Source organism: Maribacter vaceletii, from assembly GCF_003634105.1.
Taxonomy (GTDB): domain Bacteria; phylum Bacteroidota; class Bacteroidia; order Flavobacteriales; family Flavobacteriaceae; genus Maribacter_B; species Maribacter_B vaceletii.
This window is the reverse complement of record NZ_RBIQ01000007.1, coordinates 1,689,377-1,715,692: the sequence shown is the minus strand read 5'-3', so window position 1 is coordinate 1,715,692 and position 26,316 is coordinate 1,689,377. Positions and strand designations below refer to the sequence as shown.

Below are 26,316 nucleotides of genomic sequence, written 5' to 3'. Positions count from 1 at the left end.
GTTGATTATTATAAGTCAACAAAAATGAACATCTTACTTAATTCTAAAGTAAAGAAAAGTATATCCTAAGGTTACTAATTACTTCTTATTGTAACCAAAACGTTTCAGCTGGCGAGAATCGCTACGCCAATTCTTATTTACTTTTACATATAACTCTAAATGCACTTGCTTACCAAAGAATTTTTCTAAGTCTTTTCTAGACTCTACTCCTACACGTTTTAACGCACTCCCTTTATGACCAATAATGATTCCTTTTTGAGAATCTCTCTCTACCATAATTACAGCACGCATGCGAATAATATCTTCATCCTCAAAAAATTCCTCAGTTTCTATTTCTACAGAATACGGAATCTCTTTTTTGTAGTGTATTAATATTTTTTCGCGAATAGTTTCATTTACAAAAAAGCGTTCTGGCTTATCTGTTAACTGATCTTTAGGATAATACGCTGGTGAAGCTGGCAATAATTCTATTATACGTTCAAAAACACCTGTAACATTAAAATTCTGAAGTGCCGATATTAAATGTATTTCTACAGTTGGTAATTGAGCTTGCCAATACTGCACCTGTTCTTCTATTATTTCTTGTTCTGTAACATCAATCTTATTTAACAACAACAAAACAGGAATTTTAGAACTTTTTATTTTATCAAAAAACTTTTCATCTTTAAGTGCCTTTTCTCCAATTTCTACCATGTAGAGTAAGACATCGGCATCCTCAAAAGCAGATTTTACAAAGTCCATCATAGAAGTTTGTAACTCGTAGGCTGGTTTAATTATCCCTGGAGTATCTGATAAAATCATCTGAAAATCATCTCCATTTACTATTCCCAAGATACGGTGTCTTGTAGTTTGGGCTTTAGAAGTAATAATAGATAACTTTTCCCCTACAAAAGCATTCATTAATGTAGACTTCCCTACATTAGGATTACCAATAATATTTACAAATCCGGCTTTATGCTCTGTCATTCTTTAACTTTTTAAAATATGCTTTTGCAGCTTCATTTACTTTTGGTGCTAATAATAATACTGCTATCATATTAGGTATTACCATTAAAGCGTAAGAAAGGTCTATTAAATTTTTGACTAAATCTAAAGAAGCTACTGCGGCAAAAATAATCATTATAACAAAGTAGACATTATATAATTTACCTATTCGTGCGTTTGTTAAGAAAGAAAGTGATTTTACACCATAATAAGAATAGGTAAAAAGGGTAGAAAGAGCAAAAGCAGATACGATAATCATTAACAGATCATCTCCATATCCAAAAAGAGTACGCCTAAATGCCTCTAAGGTCATAACAATTCCGCTCATATCTTCTAAATAAGCACCACTTAGTATAATCACAATAGCTGTAAATGTACATACCAAAATAGTATCTATAAATGGCCCTAACATAGCTACTAATCCTTCTTTAATAGGACTATCTGTTTTAGATTGCCCATGATACATTGGTGCACTACCTAAACCAGCTTCATTAGAAAACATTGCTCTACGAACTCCAATTATTACCAAACCCCAAAAGCCTCCTGTAACGACTGTTTTAAAGTTCCAAGCCTCTGTAAAAATCAATTTTAAAGATGGTATTATTTGGCTAGAATTTAGTGTCATAACTACAATTACAGCAACCAGATAAACAAATACCATAAATGGAACAATAGCAGACGCCACCTTTGCAATTTTTGTAAGTCCGCCAAAAATTACAAAAGAAGTAATTACTGCTAAAAAGATACCTATGGTCCATTTCCAACTCTCATCTCCCATGGCATACAAGGTTTCAGATGGCTCAATTACACTCATAAATGTCTCTGTAAATTGATTAGCTGTAAACACCCCCAAGAAACCAAACAATCCACAAACAGCAAAAAAGATTGCCAACGGTTTTGCTTTTTTTCCAAGGCCTTGCGTTATATAATACATAGGGCCGCCTTGCATTTTACCTTCGGAATCTTTACCTCTAAACATTATAGATAAACTACAGGAATAAAACTTTATTCCCATACCCAGAATTGCAGTAATCCATATCCAGAAAACTACCCCAGGGCCCCCATCATGAATAGCAATTGCAACTCCCGATATATTTCCTAAACCAACCGTAGCAGCTACCGCAGCAGACAATGCTTGAAAACTACTTACATCTCCTTTTGCATTTTTATCATCATATTTCCCTGCAGTTATTGCAATAGCATGCCCAAAAAAACGAAAAGGAACAAACTTAGAATAAAAAAATAAAAATAGACCTCCGCCTATTAAAAGAATAAACATGGGCCATTCTGTATATGGTAAGACGGAAGACAATAAATTGTTTAAATAATCCATAAATAACTATAATCTTAAAGATTGGGTAATTTAGGAATTTTAAAACGGATAGGCTTAAAATAAATATGTGTTTTTATTTTGATTGTATAGAAAAAGCATTGTATATTTGCAGTCCAAAATAAATCAGTCAGCATTATGAACTGAGTGCTTTTAAGCAAAGTTGATAGTTTTGGAAACCCATATCGCGGGATAGAGCAGTAGGTAGCTCGTCGGGCTCATAACCCGAAGGTCACAGGTTCGAGTCCTGTTCCCGCTACTACCAAAAAGCCCTTCAGTTTCCTGAAGGGCTTTTTTAATTTATTATCTTACCTACCTATCTTAAAGTAGTTACTTAATATATTAATCTATAGCATTATTCCTTAATTTTAAGTTTATTTAAATAACTTTTAAAAACTATAATTAAATTTCTAAAAAATATTACTGCCTACCTATTTTTGACGACACCTTAGAAATTACAAAAAAATACACGTAAACTTCTGAAAACAAAGTGATTACATTGTTTCTAAAAAAAAATCAACATTTTAACACGACATTATATTAGGAAAGAGCAAAAAATTACAACAAGTATTATTCTATTCTTATAATTAAGCTTTTTTATTATTGAATAAACACAAACATTTATCTGTTTGTTTTATAACTTCATAAGCATCAAAGAACAATGATTATGGAAAAGAATTTACCTATATTTTCTTCGTATACTTTTGATGATAAATTATTAGATGAAGTTTTTGATAAAAATAAAAATGTTAAAGAAATATATCAAACATTATTTGACATATACAACAAACATTCTATTTCTGATTTTGAAGCATTAAACGAATATGCCAAAACATCTTTTTTTAATCAAGGCATAACTTTTCAGGTATACGGAAATAATGAAACTAAAGAGAAAATTTTTCCTTTTGATTTGTTTCCACGAATAATAGACAAAAAAGAATGGGATCATATTGAAAGTGGGGTTTTACAAAGAAGTAAAGCTTTAAATTTATTTTTAAGAGACCTATATCATGACCAAAATATAATAAAGGATGGCATTATTCCTAAAGAGCTAATAGAGTCCTCTGAAAATTATTTAAAACAAATGAAGGGGTTTGATCCTCCAGGTGGAGTTTACAATCATATATCAGGAACAGATTTAATAAAACATTCTGATGGAAAATACTATGTATTAGAAGATAATATTAGAACTCCTTCCGGGGTTAGCTACGTTATATGCAATAGAACTGCACTTAAAAGAGCTTTATTTGGTGTCTTTGATAAGTATAAAATACATACGGTAACAGATTATTCTCAAAACCTTCTTGAGATAATGGAAACCGTAAAACCTAACGGAGTAGACAAACCAACATGTGTAGTACTTACTCCAGGTATTTTTAATTCTGCATATTATGAGCATTCTTATTTAGCTAAAGGCATGGGTGTAGAGTTAGTAGAAGGAAGAGACCTTTTTGTGAAAAATTCATTCGTTTATATGAAAACTATTAACGGGCCAAAAAAGGTTGATGTAATTTACAAGAGAATAGATGATGCTTTTATTGACCCTGAAACTTTTAATCCAGAATCTGTTTTAGGAGTTCCAGGACTATTCTCTGCATATAAAGAAGGTAATGTGTGCCTAGTTAATGCCCCAGGAACAGGTGTTGCTGATGATAAAGCTATTTATGCCTATATGCCAAAAATTATTAAATATTATTTAGATGAAAAACCAATTCTAAATAATGTACATACCTACCATTGTAGTATACCTGAAGATTTAAAATATGTTTTAAAAAACATTCCAAAACTAGTTGTAAAACCTGTTGATGAAGCGGGAGGATATGGAATTTCTATTGGTAGTAAGTTATCTAAAAAAGAAATAGAGGAAGTTAAAGAAACAATACGTAAAAGCCCTAGAAAATATATAGCGCAACCTATAATGTCACTATCGGTTCACTCAACCTACATAGAGGATAAAAAATCTTTTGAGCCTAGACATGTAGATTTACGAACATTTACATTATTAGGTAAGGATAAAAATTATGTACTTAAAAGTGGTTTAACAAGAGTGGCGCTAAAAAAAGGAAATTTAATTGTTAACTCCTCTCAAGGTGGTGGATCAAAAGATACTTGGGTATTAAAAAACTAAAAAAATATGTTAGCAAGAGTAGCAAATAATTTATTTTGGATGGGAAGGTATATTGAACGCTCTGAGCATGTAGCTAGGTATTTATGCGTTAATTACTTTTCATCTTTAGATGCTCCAAACGAGTTGTCTCAATCTCGTCAATTTGTATTAAAATCAATGCTTTTTATGGTTGGCGATCCACATAATGATGAATCTGACCTAAAAGAGTCAGATGTATTATTTAATATAGGTTTAAATGCAGATAAACCATACTCAATTATTAACTGTGTAAAATTAGCTCGTGAAAATGCTAATAGTGCTAGAGATTTAATTTCTACCGAATTATACGAAGCCATTAACAAATTTTATCATTATGTACTAAATTACTCTGCAGATTTTTTTGTAGCAAAAGGCCTTTATGAATTTACAACACATGTAATGGAATTTACCGCCGTTTTAAAAGCTAAAATTACAAGTACTTTACTCTATGATGATGCTTATTCTATTATCCGTCTGGGAATTAGTATGGATAGAGCTACGCAAGTTATTAGAATAATAAACTCAAAATACAACGACATTCAACTTATAGAAGCTAAAAAAGAAAAAAGCACTTTACCTTCTTCTAGCTTGGAATGGTGTACGCTATTAAGGTGTATAGAATCTTATGATATGATGAAGCGCTATGATAAAGATGCGCCAAAAAGTATAAATACATTAGATTTTTTAATTCTAAATCCTAAATGCCCAAAGTCCGTAATTAATAGTTTGGCAAAAATAGTGGATCATATTCAGGTATTATCAAATGATAGAAAGCCAGCTAAAGACTCAACAATTTTTTTAGTAAATAAAATATATAACGATTATAAATACAAATACATTGAAGAAATTGAAATAGATTTTAAAATTTTTATTGAAAAAATACTTACAGATTTAGTTACGATTAGTAAAAAAATGGAAAAAGAATTTTTCTACATTTAATTACTTTAAGTGCTAAAACATACTTAAAAAAATATGCAAGAAGCTATACAGCAAATACAAAAAGTTACGGATGAAGAACAAAATTTAATTAACCAGCAACAACAACAATTGCAACAATAATAACAACTTAATTAAATTATGTTCTATTGTGATTGGGATTGATTCATTGCTATAGTAGGTTCATGATACTGCCTAATATCAACAGAAACTTTAAGCTTACTACTTCCAGAACTATAAATTACCCCTTTTAAAGGAGGAACATCATAATAATCGCGCCCCCAGCCAACAACTATATGTTGGTTTTCTGGGATTTTATTATTGGTAGGGTCAAAATCTACCCAACCAAAACCTGGGATAAATACTGCAAACCAAGCGTGCGAAGCATCAACACCAACTAATTTAGGTTTTCCTGGGGGTGGTAAAGTTTCAATATACCCGCTAATATACCTTGCCGGCAACCCCACACTACGTATACAGGCTATAGCAATTTGCGCAAAATCTTGACACACTCCCTTTTTTTCATCCATTACCACATCTAGAGGAGTAGATACATTGGTAAATCCAGAAACAAAATCAAAATCGGTAAAAATACGTTGCATTAACTCATTAGTAGCTTCAAAAACAGAACGATTTGGTTTAAAAGAAACCAACGCATATTCTTTAATGTTTGCTTTGCTATTACGTATTAAAATAGAATCTAAAATAAACTGTTTTGCCTCAAAATTATTAGGATTGTTAGTTTTTAAACTCAATAAAGCATCTTCTAAAGTAACTTTTACGCAATCATCAGAATTGAAACTTTCTTTAATAGATGTATAATCTCTAGCTATTTTACATTTGGAAGTTACGGAAAGTTTTTTATGTTCTTCTTGGATAGAAAAACGAGTTATATTATTTCCGAAAAAATCTATTCTTTCAGAAAATTCGCTAGGGTTAGGACTAATATCTATATTGTAATCCAAAAGTTTTTGACCAACAGAAACTCTGGGTTTTATCGTTGCTATATTATGACAAAAAACTACCTCTTCATTATAGCTATACTCTGTAATATGTGTTATTAAAAAATTCATTTGTACTAGCTAAAGTTTTGTGAAGTAAGTTGGCTTTGATTTTTAATGTGATTAAAATAGGTGTCACTGATACCTTTAGAAGTATCATAAAACAACTCACTTAATTCAGATAACAATTGTTTTAAATTTTCTCTAACAAAATTATTCTCATACGAAACTAATGCTAAATTACTTGCTGTAGAAGAATTTAATTTAGTGTAGGCTTCAAATATAGATTTTTCATATCCTTGTAATACTTGTTCTATATTAGAATTTGGCAAACGTTGCACATCTTTTTTAGTCCTGCCCACTAGATAAGTTATTGATCTTGCATATTTTGAATCTAATAAGATTAAAGATAATACGCTTTCTATAGTAATATGTGAGCGATAGCTGTAACGATAAATATTTAAACTTTCATGGCTCTGCAATATGGCTTCTAAAATTTCATATTGAATATAATCATCAGAAGTTACGGTTAACATACTTTGACAATTAGTAACATGTAACATGGCTCCTTCTAAATTTAACCCAATAAAATAAAGCAATAGCCCCTGATCCACCAATATACTTTCTTCTATTAACCCCATAAAAGCAATTAAACGAGTTATTAGTTGATCTAATGTTTTAATAAGCCTTTTGTATGTAATTATTTCAAAATCTTCATTTTGAATAGTACTCCAAAGCTTATGAATACTATCAAAAACGCGCCACATATCTGTAGACCATAAGTTTCTAATAGTATAATAAGAATTATTAAACATAGAAAGCGTATATGCCAAACTTCCACTTTTTTCTTTATCAAGTACTACAGCTATGAGTTCTTTTCTTACATCCTTCACTGGCCCTTCTGAACTATTACCAACAAAACCAGGAAATGTATTTGTTAATTGTGTAACTGACTGCAATAAAACACTAATCTTAGGATTATCATAAGGGTTTATATTGTCATCCATATTCATCATTTGCTTTAATACCATTCGCAAATGCCTACTAGTAACTAAAGCCCTATTTATGTAACGCCCTGCCCAATATAAGTTTTCTGCAGTAAGACTTGGTAAATCATTTAAACCTGTTAAAACAGGAGTGTTTTTAACATTGTAAAATGCATTTTTTACTTTCTTCGCATTTTCATCGATAATACAAAAGTCCTTACTAGTACCTCCTCTTTGATTACTTACGCGTAAATTTTCTGTTGTTGAAGAAACTCTTACTAGCCCTCCCGTCATTACCTTGTAAGTATCGTTTTTTGCTATTGTAAATGCTCTGCACACCATATTTCTAGGCTCTAATTTTCCTTTTGAAAAATTAGGTACTGTAGAAAATTTTATTTTTTCTTGAGCAACATAAAGGTGTGGCTGACTTTTTATTTTATTTTTTAATACTTCCAGCTCTTTGTTGTCTAAAAATTCTGCAAAAACAATACTTTCTCTATTAGAACGGTCAATACGTTTAATTACTAGATTAGAAATATTAGATAACACTACATCTAGCTCCTTTTCCTGACCACACCACCACGTTGCTATCTGAGGTAAAACTAATTTTTCATCTAAAAAATACTTTGCAATTGCAGGCATAAAAGGGATTAAGCCTGAGTTTTCAATAATACCAACACCTATAGGATTAATAACACTTACATTTTTATTTCTAATGACATTTAATAAACCTGCTACCCCTAAATAAGAATCTTCACGTAGCTCTAGTGGGTCTACAAAAATATCATCTACCCTTCTATATATAACATCTATTTGTTTTAACTCTTTCAAGGATTTCATCCAAAGTTTTCCTTCACGTACAACTAAATCACTTCCACGTACTAAAGGATATCCATAATACGAGGCTAAATAGGCATGTTCAAAATAAGTTTCATTATGTGGCCCTGGAGTAAGTACTACAATAGTTGGGTTTTGCTTTTTCTCAGGAGCTGCATTAACTAATAATTGGTCAAAATCATCAAAAAACCAATCCTCTACTCCAACATGAATATTTTTATACAAATCTGGAATTACCCGTTTTGCAATGGTTCTATTTTCTAAAGCATATCCCATTCCAGAAGGCGCTTGCGTACGATCATTAACCACCCACATTCTTCCATCGGGGCCTCTAGATAAATCTGCTCCATAAAGAGATAAATATTTTTCTGTATTTAGCTCTATTCCATCACATTGCCTAAGAAAACCTCTATGTCCAAAAATTACTTCATGCGGTATAATTCCTTTTTTAAGCAATTCTCTTTTTCCGTAAATATCTTTTACTACAAGGTCTAATAAATGGGCTCGTTGTTTTAATCCTCTTTCAACTTCTTGCCATTCATTTTTATGCATGATAAATGGTACAATATTTAAATTCCAAGGACGATTTAGTCCATTAGGGTCATTATAAATATTATAGGTAATTCCGTTTTCAGATAAATTCCAATCAATTTCTTTTTGGCGAGATATTAATTCCTCACGCCCTAATGATTTTAGATTATCATATATTTTTATCCAAGTTTCCTTAATTTCAGTTTCAGATTGAAACATTTCATCATACGAGACATTATCAAAATAATTTTCAATTAATGATTGGGACACTATTTTCATTAGATTTTTATTTCTTACGCAAATCTAAGGTATTTGGAAATTCTGCATCTACAGGAATGGTTTTATATCTAAACTTTCTTTGACTTCCTTGCTCCTGAACAGTTCTTGAAGGGGCTGCAATATCACTTGCGGTTATTTCTTCAATTATATCTACTTCAGTCTGGGTTTCTCCAATATCCCAAAAACGGTTTATTCTTCTAGATTCTGCTTCAAAACTATTAACAGGGAATGTATCATAAGACCTTCCACCAGGGTGGGAAACAAAATATTTGCATCCTCCTATAGATTTTCTATTCCAAGTATCTACAATATCAAACGCCAATGGTGTATCTACACCAATAGTGGGGTGCAACGCAGAATAAGGATCCCAGGCTTTGTATTTAACACCTGCCACATATTCACCTTTTACAGAAGTTGGTTGTAATTGTACCTTTACCCCATTGCAAGTTAAAACATAACGCTCACTTGTAAAATTAGAAACCTTTACCTGTAGCCTTTCTAAAGAAGAATCTACATACCGAGCTGTTCCGCCCACACTCATCTCTTCTCCTAATACATTCCAAGGTTCTATTGCTGCTCTTAATTCTAAATGTATATTATTTATTTCTACAGTTCCATGTAGTGGAAACCTAAACTCAAAGAAAGGATCAAACCAATCTTCTTGAAACTTATAGCCTGCTCTATTTAATTGTTTTACAATATCCTTAATATCTTCACGCACATAATGCTCTATTAAAAACTTATCATGTAACTCTGTTCCCCACCTTACCAATTCATGCTCATATGGTTTTTTCCAAAACCAAGCTACTAATGCTCGTACTAGTAGCATTTGTACTAAACTCATTTTTGGATGCGGAGGCATATCAAAACCCCTTAGCTCTAAAATACCCAATCTTCCTGAAGAAGAATCTGGAGAATATAATTTATCTATACAAAACTCAGCACGGTGAGTATTTCCAGTTAAGTCTGTTAAAAGATGCCTAAACAACCTATCTGTTAACCAAAAAGGAACCTCGCCATCTTTTGGTATTTGACTAAAAGCAATTTCTAATTCGTATAAATTCTCCATTCGGGCTTCATCTATACGAGGAGCTTGACTAGTTGCGCCTACGAAAGCACCAGAAAATAAATACGAAAGACCTGGATGGTGTTGCCAAAAAGTTAATAAGCTTCTTAATAAACTAGGTTTACGCAAAAGAGGACTGTCTGCAGGAGTAATTCCTCCTAGGGTTACATGGTTACCTCCACCAGTACCAGTGTGCTTACCATCTAGCATAAATTTTTCTGTCCCTAAACGTGATTTTTTTGCTTCATCATAAATAGTAAGTGTATTTTCTACTAATGCATCCCAATTATCTATTGGGTGTACATTTACTTCAATCACCCCAGGATCTGGAGTAATTTTCATGGATTCTACTCTATTATCATGTGGCGGGTTGTACCCTTCTAAAATCACAGGGATATTTAGCTCCTTGGCAGTAGCCTCAATGGAAGCAATTAAATCTAAAAAGGCATCTATAGAATCTAAAGGTGGCAAAAACAAATACAATTTACCTTCTCTAATTTCTACACTTATAGCTGTTCTGACAAAATACTTTGGTTTATTAGTATCTAATCCATTACTTAAAAAATCTTTATGGCGAATATTAACTAACCTTTTAAAACTTGGAAGAGGTTTTCTTTTTTTGAATAAATCTGGTTCATATACTGGAAAAACACCGTATTCTGGTTTTGTTTCTAAAGAACTTAATGGAAGCCTTAACCCTAAAGGTGATGTGCCAGGTGTTAAATACAAATGATTTCTTCTAAATAACCAAGCGCTAGTAAACCATTGCTCACCAGATTTATTTAATGGTAATACATAACCAGCGGCTTTGTTAGTTCCTCTTTCTAGAATTTCTGCTAACCGTTTTCTAATTAAATCTTCGCTATCCTCTTTGGTAATATCTATATCTGTAGGCAAATTACCTTGTTCCCACAACATATAAAAAGCATCTTCATAGGCAGGTATTATATGCTCATCTGAAACATTTAAATAAGTACTTAAGGTTTTTAAAAACAGACTATCACTTCCTTCTGGCACTATTGGGTTTGGAGAAAAACAGGATAATAAATGCTGATTGTGCCAAATTACTTTACCATCTTTTCTCCAATACATCTGAATTTCCCATCGTGGCAAAGGCTCTCCAGGATACCATTTTCCCTGAGCATGGTGTAGCATTCCTCCTTTTCCTATTTTTTCTAATAACCTTTTCGTTAAATCATTTGCTAATCTTTGCTTATTAGGTCCATCAGCATCTGTATTCCATTCTGCAGATTCCATATCGTCTATAGAGACAAAAGTGGGTTCTCCTCCCATAGTTAATCTAACATCGCCCTTTTGCAAATCTCTCTCTACCTTTTTTCCTACCCTTTCAATAGCTTTCCATTGTTCTTCAGTATAAGGTTTTGTTACTCTAGGAGATTCTAATATTCTAGTTACAGAGTTACTAAATTCAAATTCTGTTTCACATGGGTCTGACATTCCTGTAACAGCTGCCGCACTTTCGTAATGAGGAGTGCAAGACAAAGGAATATGCCCCTCACTAGCTAACAATCCAGAAGTAGAATCAAAGCCAATCCAACCTGCACCTGGTAAATAAATTTCTGTCCAAGCATGTAAATCTGTAAAATCTTCTGCTGGACCAGAAGGCCCATCTAAGGAAGGCTCATCAGATTTTAATTGAACAATATACCCGGAAACAAAACGAGCTCCAAAGCCTAAGTGCCTCATTACTTGTACAAATAACCAAGCATAATCTCTACAAGATCCTGTTTTACTCTTTATGGTTTCTTCTGACGTTTGTACTCCAGGCTGCAGTCTTATATTGTATTTTAAATATTCATATATTTTTCTATTTAGATCTATTAAAAAATAAATAGTTTTTCTCGGTGTATAATCAATAGTTTTGATGAATTCATCTAATAATGCTCCCCTATCTACTATCTCTAAATATGGAGCTAATTCTTTTTTAACTCCTTCTGCATATTTAAAAGGATATTCCTCTGCACTTTCTTCTACAAAAAAATCAAATGGATTAATGGTTTTTAAATCCGCAATTATCTCAACATCTATAGATAATTCTTTTGTTTTTTCAGGAAAAATCACTCTTGCTTGGTAGTTACCAAAAGGATCTTGCTGCCAATTAAAAAAGTGGTCTTCGGGCTTTATTTTTAAAGAATACGCCTCTATTGGAGTTCTACTGTGTGGAGCAGGCCTTAACCTAAAAATATGGGGAGATAAATTTACATTCCGGTCATATTTATAAACAGTCTTATGAGAAATTACTACTTTTAATGCCATACTACAATTGAAGTTTAAGAGAACTTAAAGTTATTTTTTAATTTCTTAGCAAACGATTTTTAGGGAGGAATTATATCATAAAATTATCCTGTTTTTTTTTAATAATTCTTATAAATGGGTTCTTATTTTACGCATTTTTTAAAAAAAATTATGATTAAATCACATATTAATTATTTAAAACTAGCTTTAATTTATCGGGTTCTTAATATACTCTTTTACAAATAACAATTATTATATCCTTATTCCCTTATATAAAACAATAGTTTGTTTTCACATTTATATCGTATTTTAGATTTTTATATTACTAATTATGCATTTTAAGACCCTATTCTATAGCCTTTTTTTTAGCCTAATCTTTTTTTCTTGCCAAGAAAAGAAAAAAGAAACCGCAGAACATAAATTCACGAACTCTTTAATAGAAGAAACAAGCCCATATTTATTACAACATGCACATAACCCTGTTAACTGGAGGGCTTGGAGTAATACTGCTCTTGAAAATGCTAAAAAAGAAGACAAACTAGTTCTTGTTAGTATTGGCTACTCTTCTTGTCATTGGTGCCATGTCATGGAAAAAGAGTCTTTTGAAGACGAGGAAGTTGCTAAAATAATGAATGATAACTTTATTAATATTAAAGTTGACAGAGAAGAAAGACCAGATGTAGACCAGGTTTACATGACCGCTTTACAACTAATAAAAGGTAGCGGAGGCTGGCCTTTAAACGTTATTACCTTACCTAACGGAAAACCTATTTATGGCGGTACATACCATACCAAAGAAGAATGGTCTCAGGTTTTGGAAAAAGTAAGCTCTTTATATAAAAACGACCCTAAAAAAGCAAATGAATATGCCGATATGGTTGCGCAAGGCATTCAAGAAGCAAACCTAATAACACCCACTAACAATTACGAAAAACTTACTAAAGCAGTTGTTACAGAAAGTGTGCAAAGTTGGAAAAACTCATGGGATATAGAAAAAGGAGGAGACCAATTACAACAAAAATTTATGCTACCAAGTAATCTTAACTTTTTATTAGATTACGCAATTTTAACTGGTGACAAAGAAGCTAAAAATCATATAAAAAACACTTTAAATAAGATTGCTTTTGGTGGTATTTACGATTTTGTAGGGGGCGGATTTTATAGGTATAGTACCGACCCAGATTGGAAAGTTCCTCATTTTGAAAAAATGCTTTATGACAATGCGCAATTAATAAGTGTTTTTTCTAAGGCTTATAGTATTTTTAAAGAGCCTATTTACAAAGAGGTTGTATATAATACTATAGCTTTTCTAGAGCGAGATATGAAAAACCCTAATGGAGGTTATTATGCTGCTATAGATGCCGATAGTGAAGGGGAAGAAGGCAAATATTATGTGTGGACAGAAGAGGAATTAAAGCAAGTTTTAGGTAATAATTTTGAATTATTTAAAAATTACTTTTCTATAGAACCCAAAAATATTTGGGAACACAAAAATTATGTTTTACATAGAAATAGTACAGATGCTGAATTTTGTTCCAAAAACAAACTAGTAAATAGCTCATTACAAGAATCTAAAGAACAATGGAAAACACTTCTTTTAAAAGAAAGAACAAAAAGAATAGCTCCAAGGTTAGATGATAAAATTATTACCTCATGGAATGCCTTACTAATTTCAGGTTTTGTTGATGCTTATAAAGCGTTTGGTGATACTTCTTTTTTAGATCAAGCCAAAAAAACTTTAATATCTGTCAAAAAATTTAGCCTTACAACTAATGAATTAAGACATTCTTATAAAGAAAACTCAAAACAATCTAAAGGGTTCTTAGAAGATTATTCTTTTACGGTAGATGCTTTAATAAATTTATACAGCGCTTCTTTAGATACTAAACATCTAGACCTAGCAAATAGTCTTAATACAAAGGCAATGACAAGTTTTAATGATACTGCTTCTGGAATGTATCGCTATAATGAAAACAAAGATTTAATTGCGCAAATCATTAAAACTAATGATGGAGTAATACCATCTCCAAATGCTATAATGGCTCAAAATCTTTTAAGATTAGGACATATAAATTATGATAAAACTTTTATAGAAAAATCTAAATCTATGGTAGCGGCAATGATACCAATGATTACTCCCAATGCCTCTAGTTATGCTAGGTGGAATTCTGTTTTATTAAATACTACTTATACTTATTATGAGATAGCTGTAGTAGGGACAAATGCAAAAACTTTATCTAAAAAAATACACAGCAAATATATTCCTAACACTCTTCTTGTAGGAAGTACTGAGGACAGCAAACTCCCTTTATTTGAAGGACGTTATACCACAGATGGCACTTATATTTATGTATGTAGAGATAATTCCTGTAAACTCCCTGTTGCAACAGCAGACGAAGCTATAAAACAACTAAATGGTTTTTAAAAAAGCTCTACTATTCCTAAAACTCCATTATAAGAAACAACACAAGCAAAAATAAGTGCAAGCCATAAGCCTACTTTTATCCAAATACTAGTCTTATGTCCTTTCATAATTGTCCTATTGTTTAGGATTAACAATATTCCTATAATTACCATTGGTAACACAAACACATTAAACACTTGAGATAATATTTGCATTTGTATTGGATTAGCTCCAAAAACAGGCACTATTAAAGCAAATAAACATGCTACAGCGGTAATAATTTTAAATTGCTTAGACTTGGTATCTAATTCTCCAGATTGATAGTCTGCCAATAGTATTGGCGCTATTAAAAGACATGGAAAAATAGAAGAAAGCCCCGCACTTAAAGTTCCAAAAAAGAAAAGAGTAAGTGCAAATTTACCTGCAACTGGCTCCAGAGTATTTACCATATCTAAAACCTCAACTACTGGTTTACCTTCATGAAACAAAGCTCCGCTAGCTACTGCCATTACAGCTCCACTAATAAGAAACACTAATATTGCAGCGGTTATTGCATCTTTCGTTTGCTGCCCTCTATTTTTAATTGTCCATCCTTTTCCTTTTATAAATAATGGCCTTGATAAAAACGTTGCTGCAGCCATAGTGGTACCTACAAACGCTGCAACCATCATTTTACCTCCCTCAACCCGTGGTATAGAAGGAACAAGTCCCTGAACAACCTCTATTGGTAATGGATAAACCATAAATAAAGAAACTAAAAAAGAAAGCCCCATTATGGTAACAAAAATTACAAGAATTTTCTCAAAAAAAGTGTACTTACCTACTAACAAAAGAGCATACATAATACCAATTACAACTACTGCTATAGCCAATACGCTTTCATATTTATACCCTTCTATTTGTGGAAAATAAATATAAAATATTTCATAAATAATATTTGCAGATATACCTAGAATACCCATTAAAGAGTTCCATTGACCAAAGCTTATTCCAAGAATAATAAATATGGCAATAAACTTACCTCCTTTAATATGTTTTTTAAAACTGTATAAGGCAGTTTCTCCTGAGATTAAGGCATAATTGCCATAAGCATACATTAACAAACCAGAAAAAACACAACTAAGTAAAAGCACCCATAAAAGCTGCATACCATAGGTACTTCCTGCAACAATCATAGAAGTTACACTACCTGTGCCTATAGTATAACCAATAGCAAATATTCCAGGTCCAAAAGCTAAAATAAATCCTAGTATTTTCTTTAAAAGCGAATTTTTAGTTGCAGAGTTATCCATAATTTGTTTTTAAATTATTATAAAAAATTTAGCCTATAGTCACTATTTTATTAAAATCATACGCAGAAGGATTTTTTACATATTTTAATGCTGATGTATAATCTTCTTCTGTTATATAATCTAAATTTTGAAAGCAAAGATTTGCAAATTCAGATTTTACATCAACCAATCTTGGTTCAATTTTCCCTTCACCGTTTTGTATATCTGTAAGGTAAAGAGGCGCTATTTCTCCTCTAGAGTTTGCCGTTACCATGCAACCGCTTATCCCTTCATCAAACAACTTTTTAACCCCTAAACCTAAGAGCGTACAAAGGGTTAAATCAAAACCAATAGGCCTACAGCAGCGAAGCTCATAACCCAATTCTACAGGTCTTGTTTTTACTTCTAATTGAAGTTCTTCTAATTTTTTTTGAAGCAACATATTAAAGATATGTGACTTACTAACATTACCTAATTCTGGATGCCCGTGATCATCATATGTAAACGCAATCCCTATTTTATCTAATTCTGTTTTTGGCATGTTATGAAAAACTCCTTCACTAATCATTGCCACTCCGTAATTTATATTTTTAGATTTCCGTTTTACAATCGTTGATACTAATAGGTTAACTACTTTTTCTAAAGTAATTTGCCCTTCTTTAAACATTTCTGGTATTATTAACATTGGAAAATGGCAACTTGTAGCTATCCCAAAAGCCAAATGACCGGCAGACCTTCCCATAGCACACATTACAAACCAGTTTTGACTTGTTCTTGCATCTTCATATGTTGTATTACCTATACGAACACCTTCATCTTTAGCAGAGTGAAACCCAAAAGTTGGATTCCTATCTGGTAAAGGCAAATCATTATCAATTGTTTTAGGTACATGTATGTTAGAAATAGAAATATTTTCTTTTTCTAAAAAAGATACTATTCTATTTGCTGTAGAAGCTGTATCATCGCCTCCTATACTAACCAACAATTTTACATTATTCTGTAAAAATAATTGTGTATTTAGTTTTTCATTCTTAGGCTTAAACCTACTCATAATTAAGGTTGACCCTCCTCTGCTAAAAATTCTATCGGCATGATCAAAATCAAACTCTTTAATTTTTGGATTTTCACTAAAAAGCCCTTTAAAACCTTCATGTAATCCTAAAACTCTATACCCATCTTTTAAGAATGCTTTAGCAACTGTACTAATTACAGAATTAATTCCTGGTGCGGGACCACCTCCGCAAATAATAATGATGGATTTTTTATTGTTTGCCATTTTGACTATTAATTATCCTATTTAAAAGAATTGGCAATACGAAATGTCGCATTGCCAATTACGTAACAATTAAAATTTTAAAACCAATTATTAACTAAAGACTAAGCTTCTATTACTATTTACATTATTTCCTGCCATAAATAAAAACTTATCACTAGCTAAGTATGTACCTAAATTGACAACTACTACTACAGAACCTTAACAGTATAATAATTAAGCGTTTTCTGTAGCTATACATAAACGCTTAACTATAGGTATAATCGGGGGAATTATTTACTATTATATTCCTAAAGCCTGACCTCCACCAATTTGGATAGTCTCTGCGGTTATAAAAGATGCATCTTTACTTGCTAAGAAAGAAATAACACCAGCTACATCTTCTGGTTGCCCTAATCTTCCTAGCATAATGTTATTTGCCCAAGAAGCAAAAACCTCTGGTTTTGTAGCTTTAATTTGTGCATGGAAAGGAGTATCTATTGTACCCGGAGATACTGCATTTACTCTTATACCATATTCTGCTAAATCTTTAGCTAATGCTCTAGTTATTGCATGTACGCCAGCTTTAGATGTTCCATAAATTCCTGCTCCTGGGCCACCTGCTGTCCATCCTGCATTAGAGGTATAGTTAATTATAGATGGGTGCTCTCCTTTTTTAAGAAAAGGGATTGCTGCTCTAGATGCAAAGAACACAGAATCTAAGTTTAATGCCATTACAAATCTGTAAAAATCTGTTGTCATTTCTTCAAATCTAGATCTACCTCCTAGTCCTCCTGCATTATTAACAAGAACATCTATTCTTCCATATTTTTCACCTATTGCGGTAATGTTTTTAGTTACAGCTTCATCACTGGTAACATCAAATCCAAAATACTCTGCAGTAATACCTTCTGCTGTAAGTTGCTCTACTCTTTTTGCTCCTTCTTCATCTTGTATACCATTTAGAACAACTATATATCCGTCTTTTCCTAACCTTTTAGCCACTTCAAATCCAATACCTCCTGTAGCACCTGTAACCACTGCAACTTTTCCTTTTGTACTCATCTTTATTCTTTTTTAATCTGTTTATTCTAATTTTTAACTTCTTCTACTTTCCTAACTGGCCCAATATTCTTTATTAATATGAAAATGGATAAAACTCCTAATATAACCGCTACACATATTGCTATAAATGCTGGTGTATAGGAGCTTGCCGTTATTTGTCCAATAAACCAATTCATAATCATTGGCGACACTGCTGCAACTGTTCCTGCAAGACCTGCCAATGTTCCTACAGAAGGTCCTCTAAATAAATCGCTTGAAATTGTTTGTATATTTCCAATAGCAAATTGAAATCCAAATAATGCTAGGCCTGCAAAGTAGATAAACTTCATAAAGTCATCTTGCCTTACTAATGTAATTATACATACAAAGCCTATTACTATTAAAAGCCCTCCTAATGCTATGGTTAATTTTCTTGAAAAATCTACAGAACTACTCTTCATTATTTCTTTTGTAAATATGCCTCCTACAATACTACCTGCTGCAGCCATTAAGTAAGAAATCCACATTGTAGCAGCAATTTCTTCAATACTTAAACCAAACTTATCATTTAAATAAATTGGCATCCAAGCTGCAAAAAACCACCAAATTGGCTCTATAAAAAATCTGCATAATAATACTCCCCAAGACTGTTTATAACTTAATATTGCACCTACACTTAAACTTTTTGCTTTAGTTAAACTATCTTCCTCTGGTTGTTTATCTATTCTACTATTAAGAATTAAGTTTCTTTCTTCTTGTGTAACCCAAGGATGTTTTTCTGGTGTAGATTTATTTAAAAACAACCATGGAATAACCCATAACATACCTACAAAACCTAGAATGATATACGTTGTTTTCCACCCAAACTGGGTGTATAAAAATATAATTACAAATGGTGCTATTACATTTCCTATAGAGGCTCCTGCATTAAATATACCTTGTGCAATGGCTCTTTCTTTAACCGGAAACCATTCTCCATTACTTTTTACAGCCCCTGGCCAATTACCTGCTTCTCCTAAACCTAATAAACCTCTAAAAATAGATAAGGAAACTAGTCCGCCTGCAAAGGCATGTAAAACAGAAGCAACAGACCAAACAATAATGGACACTGTAAAACCTAAACGTGTTCCTATTTCATCGTATAATTTACCTGATGCGAATTTACCTATAGCATAGGCTGCTAAAAATATATTGAACATAAAAGCATAGTCTGACTTATCCATGCCTAAATCTTCGCCCATTTCTGGCCACAATAATGCAAAGGCTGTTCTATCTATGTAATTTATAACTGTGGCAAGAAATATTAGTACTATTATCCACCATCTTAACCCTTTTATTTTCATGCTTTTTTATTTAATTCTTAGCAATATAAAACCACAACCAAACCACCCAATAAAGGGTCTTGATTAAATTAATTTCTTAAGATAAATGATACTATAAGCTATAAACTATGAAAAGTGTTCTATGTAAAAAAGCATAGAAAATTTAATAGTATAAGTCTTAAGTAACTATCCCTCCTTTGTAATTATATAAGAATATAAAAGCGTGCAATTTTATACTCCTAGTTTTTAAATTTACTCGATAATCGAGATTTAAATGCTCCGAGACTTATCCCGAATTTTATATGTTATTTACTATAACAGTATTGGTATAATGTTTTAAAATGTATTTTCATTTTTTCTTTTGCTAATTGAGGATTCTGGTCTCTAATAGCATCATAAATATCTTGGTGTTCTTGAATACCCATAAAAGATTGGTTTTCATTACATACATGATACTTTTCAAAATTTGTAATTATCTCTGGTGTTATTATTAACATTAAAGTATTCATGGTACCATTTCCGCTTGCTTTGGCAATAGCTAAATGAAAAAGTAAATCTTCTTGAACAGCATCTTCTCCATTTAATGTTTTATCACTATATGCTTCTAAAGCTGCTTTTAATCGTATTAAATCTTCTTCTGTTCTTCTACTAGCCGCTAACCTTACCGTTTTTAATTCTAATAAAATTCTTGTTTCTACTAAAGATTTAAAATCTGGCTCTTCTAATTCTAAAATATCTTCTAGCATTCCATTCATAGCAACAACACCTATGTCTGCTACAAAAGTTCCACTTTGAGGCTTAGAATGTAATATGCCATAGAATTCTAATTTTTGAATTGCTTCTCTTATATTACTCCTACTTACACCAAACTTCTCAGACAGCATTCTTTCTGAAGGCAACTTATCTCCAGGTTCCAAGTTTTTATAGTTAATTAACTCTCGGATACTCGAAATAATTTTACTTTGAATTTCTTTATTATCGCTTTTAGTATGTAGTTCTAATTTCATATATAAATAAGTAATCTAAAATTGGTTAACCAGATTGGTTTGTTAAATTTATGAAAATATTTATAGTTACAAAAGTATTCTATACAATTAATATTTTTTTTATAGCATATTAAATTTACACGATACTTTTTTAAGATGTACCAACCTAAAAATTAGGTTGATACACTTTAAAAAACTAACTCAACAATATATTACTTATTCTAATATTAATACCCAGGGTTTTGAGTAATTACCCCATTAGTTGCTAAAACTTCTGATACTGGAATTGGGAATAAATAATAATTAGTATTAACTGCTTCTCCCATTTCTACATCAACAGCACCTGCTCTAATTAAATCAAACCATCTATGTCCTTCCAAAGCTAACTCTAGTCTTCTTTCGTCTAAAATTACTTGTCTAACCTCAGCTTGTGTTGTTGCAGTTCCTGTTAAGCTTGCTAAACCTGCTCTAGTTCTAATATCATCTAATAAAGGTAAAACTGTGGAAGCAGGAGAACCTGTTTCATTTAAAGCTTCTGCGTATAATAATATAACATCTGCTAACCTTAATTCTATCCAGTCATGATCATCTGCTCCATCAATAGGGAATTTTATTGCCCTAGTACCCACAGCGTCTAGAGTTACTGCTTTTCTAGTAACATCTCCAGCAGCATCAAACGCAGCAATTAAGTCTGCATCTATTGGAAAGTCAGATTTTGAATCGTTTCCTGAAAACCATCCTGAAAAATCTGTAGCAAAATTATATTCATCTGCTATAGAAGCAGACTTTTGTGTTGCAAAAATAATTTCGGTATTACCTACTTCATTTGCCACACCAAAAATTTCGCTAAAGTTTGGTTCTAAAACAATTCCTGCACCTGCTGCACCATTAACAACATCGGCTAAATGTGGAACAGCATTAGAATACTCCCCCATAGTGGCATATACTTTACCCAATATTCCTTGTGCAGCATATTTAGATGCTCTACCATCTACAATTTCTGTACTTAAAACAGCCATTGCATCTGTTAAATCTGGAATAATAACATTAGAGTATATACTTGCCTTAGGTTGTCTTGCTAACGACTCCGTATCTGTTAAACTAGGCGAAGCACTCAAATTTACAGGAACATCACCAAAAGCTGTAACGAGTTTAAAATAAGATAAACCTCTCAAGAATTTTGCTTCCGCTACATCTGTCTCATTAGTAGAATTTTCAATTACAATATTAGCACTTAGTATAGACTTATATAAAGCAGTATAAAAAGGTCCAAAAAATTGATCTTCTTGCGATGGTAAAGCATTATTAAAAACATCAATATCTGCATTAGGCGATTCTAGCATTAATGCATTATCTGCTCTAAAGTCTCCCATTAAAGCCATTGGCGCAGAGGTAGACAATTGATAGTAATAGGCTGCATTTAAAACCCCTGTAAAATCTGTTAAAGAGTCTGCGCTGGCAATATTAGATGGGGATTGGTCCAAATCTGTTGAACATGCTGTCATAAAAAACAGCGATCCCAATAGTATATATATTTTTTTCATTTTTTTTTATTAAAAGTTAACATTTAAACCTAAAGTAAAGCTTTTTACAACTGGACTAGCACCTACTTGCGCACCATATGTTGTTGGCCCTAAATAATCACTACCTGAAGTTTTTACACCTTCTGGGTTGTAAGAGGTATAATTGCTTGCCATAAAGTATAATAAATTAGATGCAGCTCCATATATTCTTACAGAATTTAAACCAATTTTATCTGTTAAATCAGATTGAAAAGTATACCCAAGAGTTAAGTTTCTTAAGGCAATAAAAGAAGCATCTTGTATCATAGCGTCTGTTCTATTTCTAGTTAATGTATAATGCTCTCCATTATGATCCGCAATACCATCACTATTAGCATCAAAAACACTATAAGGCAACCTTCTTCCCCACTGCGAATTGTAATAAAGTGGGTCTATATTATAAAGTTCTGCTCCATGAGATCCTTGAAATTGGAACGAAAGATCAAAATCTTTGTAGTTAAAGTTTTGCGTCATACCCCAGTAAAAATCTGGTGTAGCTTGTCCTATTTTAACTAAATCTCCTCCATCTTCAACAGTTCTTGTAAAATCAATTTCGCCAAATCCATCTTCTCCTGGTGATTGTTGATCTACAACATATTGCTCTCCACTATTAATTCCTATGTTTAAAGTAGGATCTGCAACGTGTATCATTTCCACTTCTCCAATAGTTTCTAACCCCCACATTTCACCAATTTCACCACCAACATAGTTTCTAAATACTGGCCCTCTTCCACTTTGTCCATAAACTGCTTGAGGCAATTCATCTAAACCACCTAAGTCTGTAATTTCAGTCTCTACAGTAGATAAGTTAGCTCCCATACTCCATCTAAAGTTTTCGCTATTAACGATACTTGCATTTAGCTCAATCTCTAAACCAGAGCTTCTTACATCTCCTGAGTTAAGTACTATAGAAGGTGTACCTAACACTTCTGAAACACTTTGATTAATTAAAATATCTTCAATATCTGATGTATAGTAATCTACACCTATTCTTAAACGATTATTAAAAAATCCTAAATCTACACCGTAGTTAGTCTCTGTGTTCGTTTGCCATGTTAAATCATCATTTTGTACGTTATCAGGTATTAAAAAACCTGTACCAAATGCTGTTGGTGCAGCTTGTAAAAGACTTTGAGAATCATACGATCCTAAAAAAGAAGCTGTCCCTAAAGAACCTGTACTAAATCTTAATTTTAATTGGCTTAACGTTTCATTGTCTTCTAAAAACGATTCATTATGTACATTCCAACCTAAAGAAATGGCAGGGAATGTTTCATATCTTTTATTAGCTCCAAAACGAGAATCACCATCTCTTCTTAATGATGCAGATATTAAATAACGATCATCATAAGCATAATTAACTCTTCCGAAGATACTTTCTCTTGCTCTAGTCTCATCTCTCTCTGTAACAACAATATCTGCAGGTGCTAAAAGATTAAAATTTTGAATAGCCGTATCTGGCACATTTGATCCTGCCAAAGCTGTTCCTCTTATTGAAGTAGATTGGTATTCTATACCAGCAACTGCAGATATATCATGATTACCTATCACTTTAGCATAACTTAATGTAGTTTCACTTAATACTGTAGATACTTTAAGGTCTGTTTGATTCATATATGTTTGAGAATCTCTAGCTCTAGAATCAAACCCAAGTAATCTATGAGAATATGCTTGTGTATCTCTTAAATCTCCTCCTAAAACAGTTTTTAAATTTAAACCATCTATAATGCTGTATTGTAAATACCCGCTAACATTACCAAAAAATGTTTTTTCCCAAGCATCTGTATTATCTAGCTTAGCTGCAGGACCTGCATCACCAGAACCACCAATACCATTAGCATCCCTTCTACCTAAACCATCATTACCTCCATTTTGCGCTCTACCATAATGCCAATCTTGTGCTGCCATACCTGGCTCTAATTCATAAATACTACTAGCCTCATAACCAGAACCTCTATAACCTGCATCCATTCCTGCAAGTCCAAGCGCTTGTGCATCACGGTCTAATTGTTGTACAAAGGCAATAGACTCTGCTGTATGATAAACAGGGTGAACACCATAAGCTCTTAGTAAATCTCTCATGTCATGACCCAAGATGTCTCTCTTAGAAGTAAACCCATTAAAACTTACTCCACTTTTAAACTTCTCCCCTAATTTAGCGTCTACATTTAAACGAGCATTTAATCTCTCATACCCTTGCGTTCTTACAACACCTTCTGCATTTTGGTATCCCATTGAGGCAAAATAATTAACATCGTCATTACCTCCACTCATACTAAAATCATGACTTGTAGAACTACCATTTTGAAAAAGCCACTCTTCTGGGCTTATAGCTCCAGGTGAATTTTTAAGAGCATTTAATCTATAATCATACATACCTGGGTATGTATTATCTACATTAGATATGTCAAAAGTACCGTTAGCTACGTTTGTTTCTATAGTATTAGCCCACTCACTAGCATTCATAAGTATATTATCTGCATACTTACTTGATGTACTTGTGTAAGCATTATAGCTAAATTTAGCTTTACCAGATTTCCCTTTTTTAGTAGTAACTAAAACAACACCATTTGCACCTCTAGAACCATAAATAGCAGCAGAAGCAGCATCTTTTAAAACTTCTAAACTTTGAATATCATTTGGGTTAACGGTGTCTAAACCTCCAGAAATTGGATATCCATCTACAACTATTAAAGGATTAGATGCACTTGAAATAGAGGAAGCTGCTCTAATTTGAATTTTTGGAGCTGCACCTGGAGAACCGTCTTGATTTTGAATTAAAACCCCGGGCAATTTACCTGCCAATGCATCATCTACACGAGCAGTCTGCACTGCAGCAACATCATCACCACCTATTTTTGCTACCGCTCCTGTTAAATGTGATTTTTTACGAGTACCATAACCAACAACAACAACCTCCTCTAACTGGGCAGCATCCTCTGCCAAAATCATATTTAAACTTTCTTGGCCGGTTACTGAAACGCTTTTTGTTACATACCCAATATAAGAGAACTGAAGTTCATCCCCACTTTTTACTGTAATTTGAAAATTACCATCAAAGTCTGTTGCCGTACCTGTTGTAGTACCCAAAATAATAACGTTTGCACCTGGAATTGGCACATTGTCCGCATCTGAAACCGTACCAGATAGTACGTAGCCGTCTTGTGCAAATAATGTTATGTTAAATAACAAGATTGCAATTAAACTTAGTTTAGTTTTTAAATTCATTTTTGATTTTATTATATTAATAATGTTAAACTAAAATGCTAATGAGAGCATTTATTTATGAGAACAGAAGTCTCATTACCCACTATTTATGATAGAACAATGCTTTTCAACTTAATCAAATGAATTTTTATTAATTTAGCAGAAATTCATGTTTACCTAATAGTTTACATGTTTTAAGTATTACTTCCCTCCGACAAGAGGTAATGTTCTAAAAGGATAGGCGTGCACCTATCCTTTTTTTTATTTTAAAAAGAGAATAGCTTTCATAGTTTTTTGAGTTTTTGTTAGATTTAATAAGTTAGTATTTTTTGGTAAACCAAATTGGTTTCCCAAATTGGTTTACCAAATATATGTTATTTTTTTGTTAACAAAAAATATATTCCAAATATTTACATTGTATTTTTATAAAAACCGCAATATTATAAGTGAATTATGTTAATTGTATAATTCAAAAAGATGTTTTTTACCAAATCTAATACAAAAACACTAAATAACTACTTTTATTGTAGTAATTAACTTACATTTTTTATTACTGCGTCTGAACCATTTTTTTTTAGTTGCCCAGTTGAAAACACTTCTCTTATAATCAATACATTAAGGCTTTTTTGATTTTCTATAAGTATGTTTTTTTCGCTACTGATTTAAAAATTAAAGGGCATCTGCAATCTTTACAGAAATCTGACAGCTTACCTAAAAATCTGTTACTGTTACAGTACCATGTTCGTAAAGGGACATAGTTTACATAAGTTAAAGATTAGGGGGTTTACTTTAAATTAGTTTCTAACCTTGTGGAATGTTGTTTGTTACTAAGATGTTTTAAAAAAACAAATCCCAATTAGTAATACTGTGTTTCTTACACAAATTTTAATAATTGGGACTAATGATCTTAATTTAA

The 26,316-nt window shown here is 32.2% G+C and carries 15 protein-coding genes and 1 tRNA gene; 4 read left to right on the top strand and 12 right to left on the bottom strand.

From position 1 onward, the window contains the following. Nucleotides 1-78: 78 nt before the first annotated feature. On the bottom strand, nucleotides 79-966 hold the full coding sequence (gene era / locus CLV91_RS07080; protein ID WP_121065363.1) for a GTPase Era: 888 nt from the start codon (nucleotides 964-966) through the stop codon (nucleotides 79-81). Next, entirely contained in the window at nucleotides 953-2,317 is a 1,365-nt protein-coding gene (locus tag CLV91_RS07075; protein WP_121065360.1) for an alanine/glycine:cation symporter family protein, read from the bottom strand. The genes era and CLV91_RS07075 overlap by 14 nt, the downstream gene beginning before the upstream one ends. A gap of 183 nt (nucleotides 2,318-2,500) precedes the next feature. Here CLV91_RS07075 and CLV91_RS07070 point away from each other — a divergent pair. From CLV91_RS07070 to CLV91_RS07060, 3 genes are all read left to right on the top strand, one after another. Then, nucleotides 2,501-2,573 (top strand) — tRNA-Met (locus CLV91_RS07070). A gap of 408 nt (nucleotides 2,574-2,981) precedes the next feature. Further along, the gene (locus CLV91_RS07065; RefSeq protein WP_394340485.1) at nucleotides 2,982-4,442 is read left to right on the top strand and encodes a circularly permuted type 2 ATP-grasp protein; all 1,461 of its coding nucleotides are present in this window, start codon (nucleotides 2,982-2,984) and stop codon (nucleotides 4,440-4,442) included. A 6-nt stretch (nucleotides 4,443-4,448) separates the two neighbouring features. Beyond that, complete coding sequence (locus CLV91_RS07060; protein ID WP_121065354.1) at nucleotides 4,449-5,399, top strand: alpha-E domain-containing protein; 951 nt, start codon at nucleotides 4,449-4,451, stop codon at nucleotides 5,397-5,399. Nucleotides 5,400-5,542: 143 nt separating this feature from the next. Here CLV91_RS07060 and CLV91_RS07055 read toward each other — a convergent pair whose 3' ends face one another. From CLV91_RS07055 to CLV91_RS07045, 3 genes are read right to left on the bottom strand one after another with little or no spacing between them, the layout of a single operon-like run. After that, the gene (locus CLV91_RS07055) at nucleotides 5,543-6,469 is read right to left on the bottom strand and encodes a transglutaminase family protein (protein ID WP_121065351.1); all 927 of its coding nucleotides are present in this window, start codon (nucleotides 6,467-6,469) and stop codon (nucleotides 5,543-5,545) included. 5 nt (nucleotides 6,470-6,474) lie between these two features. Further along, on the bottom strand, nucleotides 6,475-9,030 hold the full coding sequence (locus CLV91_RS07050) for a circularly permuted type 2 ATP-grasp protein (RefSeq protein ID WP_121065348.1): 2,556 nt from the start codon (nucleotides 9,028-9,030) through the stop codon (nucleotides 6,475-6,477). Nucleotides 9,031-9,037: 7 nt separating this feature from the next. Beyond that, a complete protein-coding gene (locus tag CLV91_RS07045) occupies nucleotides 9,038-12,373 on the bottom strand; it encodes a transglutaminase family protein (protein WP_121065345.1) in 3,336 nt (1,111 codons plus the stop codon). Between the two features lie 310 nt (nucleotides 12,374-12,683). On the opposite strand from CLV91_RS07045, the gene CLV91_RS07040 reads away from it, so the two are divergent. Continuing rightward, nucleotides 12,684-14,777, top strand: coding sequence for a thioredoxin domain-containing protein (locus tag CLV91_RS07040; protein WP_121065342.1), 2,094 nt, complete (start codon nucleotides 12,684-12,686; stop codon nucleotides 14,775-14,777). On the opposite strand, the gene CLV91_RS07035 is transcribed toward CLV91_RS07040, so the two are convergent. The 7 genes from CLV91_RS07035 to CLV91_RS07005 all read right to left on the bottom strand — a co-directional run bounded on the left by CLV91_RS07035 (nucleotide 14,774) and on the right by CLV91_RS07005 (nucleotide 25,421). After that, entirely contained in the window at nucleotides 14,774-16,048 is a 1,275-nt protein-coding gene (locus CLV91_RS07035) for an Nramp family divalent metal transporter (protein WP_121065340.1), read from the bottom strand. The genes CLV91_RS07040 and CLV91_RS07035 overlap by 4 nt on opposite strands. A 28-nt stretch (nucleotides 16,049-16,076) precedes the next feature. Continuing rightward, nucleotides 16,077-17,303 carry a 6-phosphofructokinase gene (locus CLV91_RS07030; protein ID WP_121065338.1) on the bottom strand — a complete coding sequence of 409 codons (1,227 nt, stop codon included), beginning with the start codon at nucleotides 17,301-17,303 and terminating at the stop codon, nucleotides 16,077-16,079. Between the two features lie 279 nt (nucleotides 17,304-17,582). Next, entirely contained in the window at nucleotides 17,583-18,344 is a 762-nt protein-coding gene (locus CLV91_RS07025) for an SDR family NAD(P)-dependent oxidoreductase (RefSeq protein ID WP_121065336.1), read from the bottom strand. 26 nt (nucleotides 18,345-18,370) lie between these two features. Beyond that, nucleotides 18,371-19,666: an MFS transporter gene (locus CLV91_RS07020; protein WP_121065334.1), complete on the bottom strand. Its 1,296-nt coding sequence runs from the start codon at nucleotides 19,664-19,666 to the stop codon at nucleotides 18,371-18,373. Between the two features lie 284 nt (nucleotides 19,667-19,950). After that, nucleotides 19,951-20,652, bottom strand: a complete 702-nt coding sequence (locus CLV91_RS07015; RefSeq protein ID WP_121065332.1) for a FadR/GntR family transcriptional regulator — start codon at nucleotides 20,650-20,652, stop codon at nucleotides 19,951-19,953. Between the two features lie 206 nt (nucleotides 20,653-20,858). Then, nucleotides 20,859-22,175 carry a RagB/SusD family nutrient uptake outer membrane protein gene (locus CLV91_RS07010; RefSeq protein ID WP_121065330.1) on the bottom strand — a complete coding sequence of 439 codons (1,317 nt, stop codon included), beginning with the start codon at nucleotides 22,173-22,175 and terminating at the stop codon, nucleotides 20,859-20,861. Nucleotides 22,176-22,184: 9 nt separating this feature from the next. After that, the gene (locus CLV91_RS07005; RefSeq protein WP_121065329.1) at nucleotides 22,185-25,421 is read right to left on the bottom strand and encodes a SusC/RagA family TonB-linked outer membrane protein; all 3,237 of its coding nucleotides are present in this window, start codon (nucleotides 25,419-25,421) and stop codon (nucleotides 22,185-22,187) included. Nucleotides 25,422-26,316 lie beyond the last annotated feature (895 nt).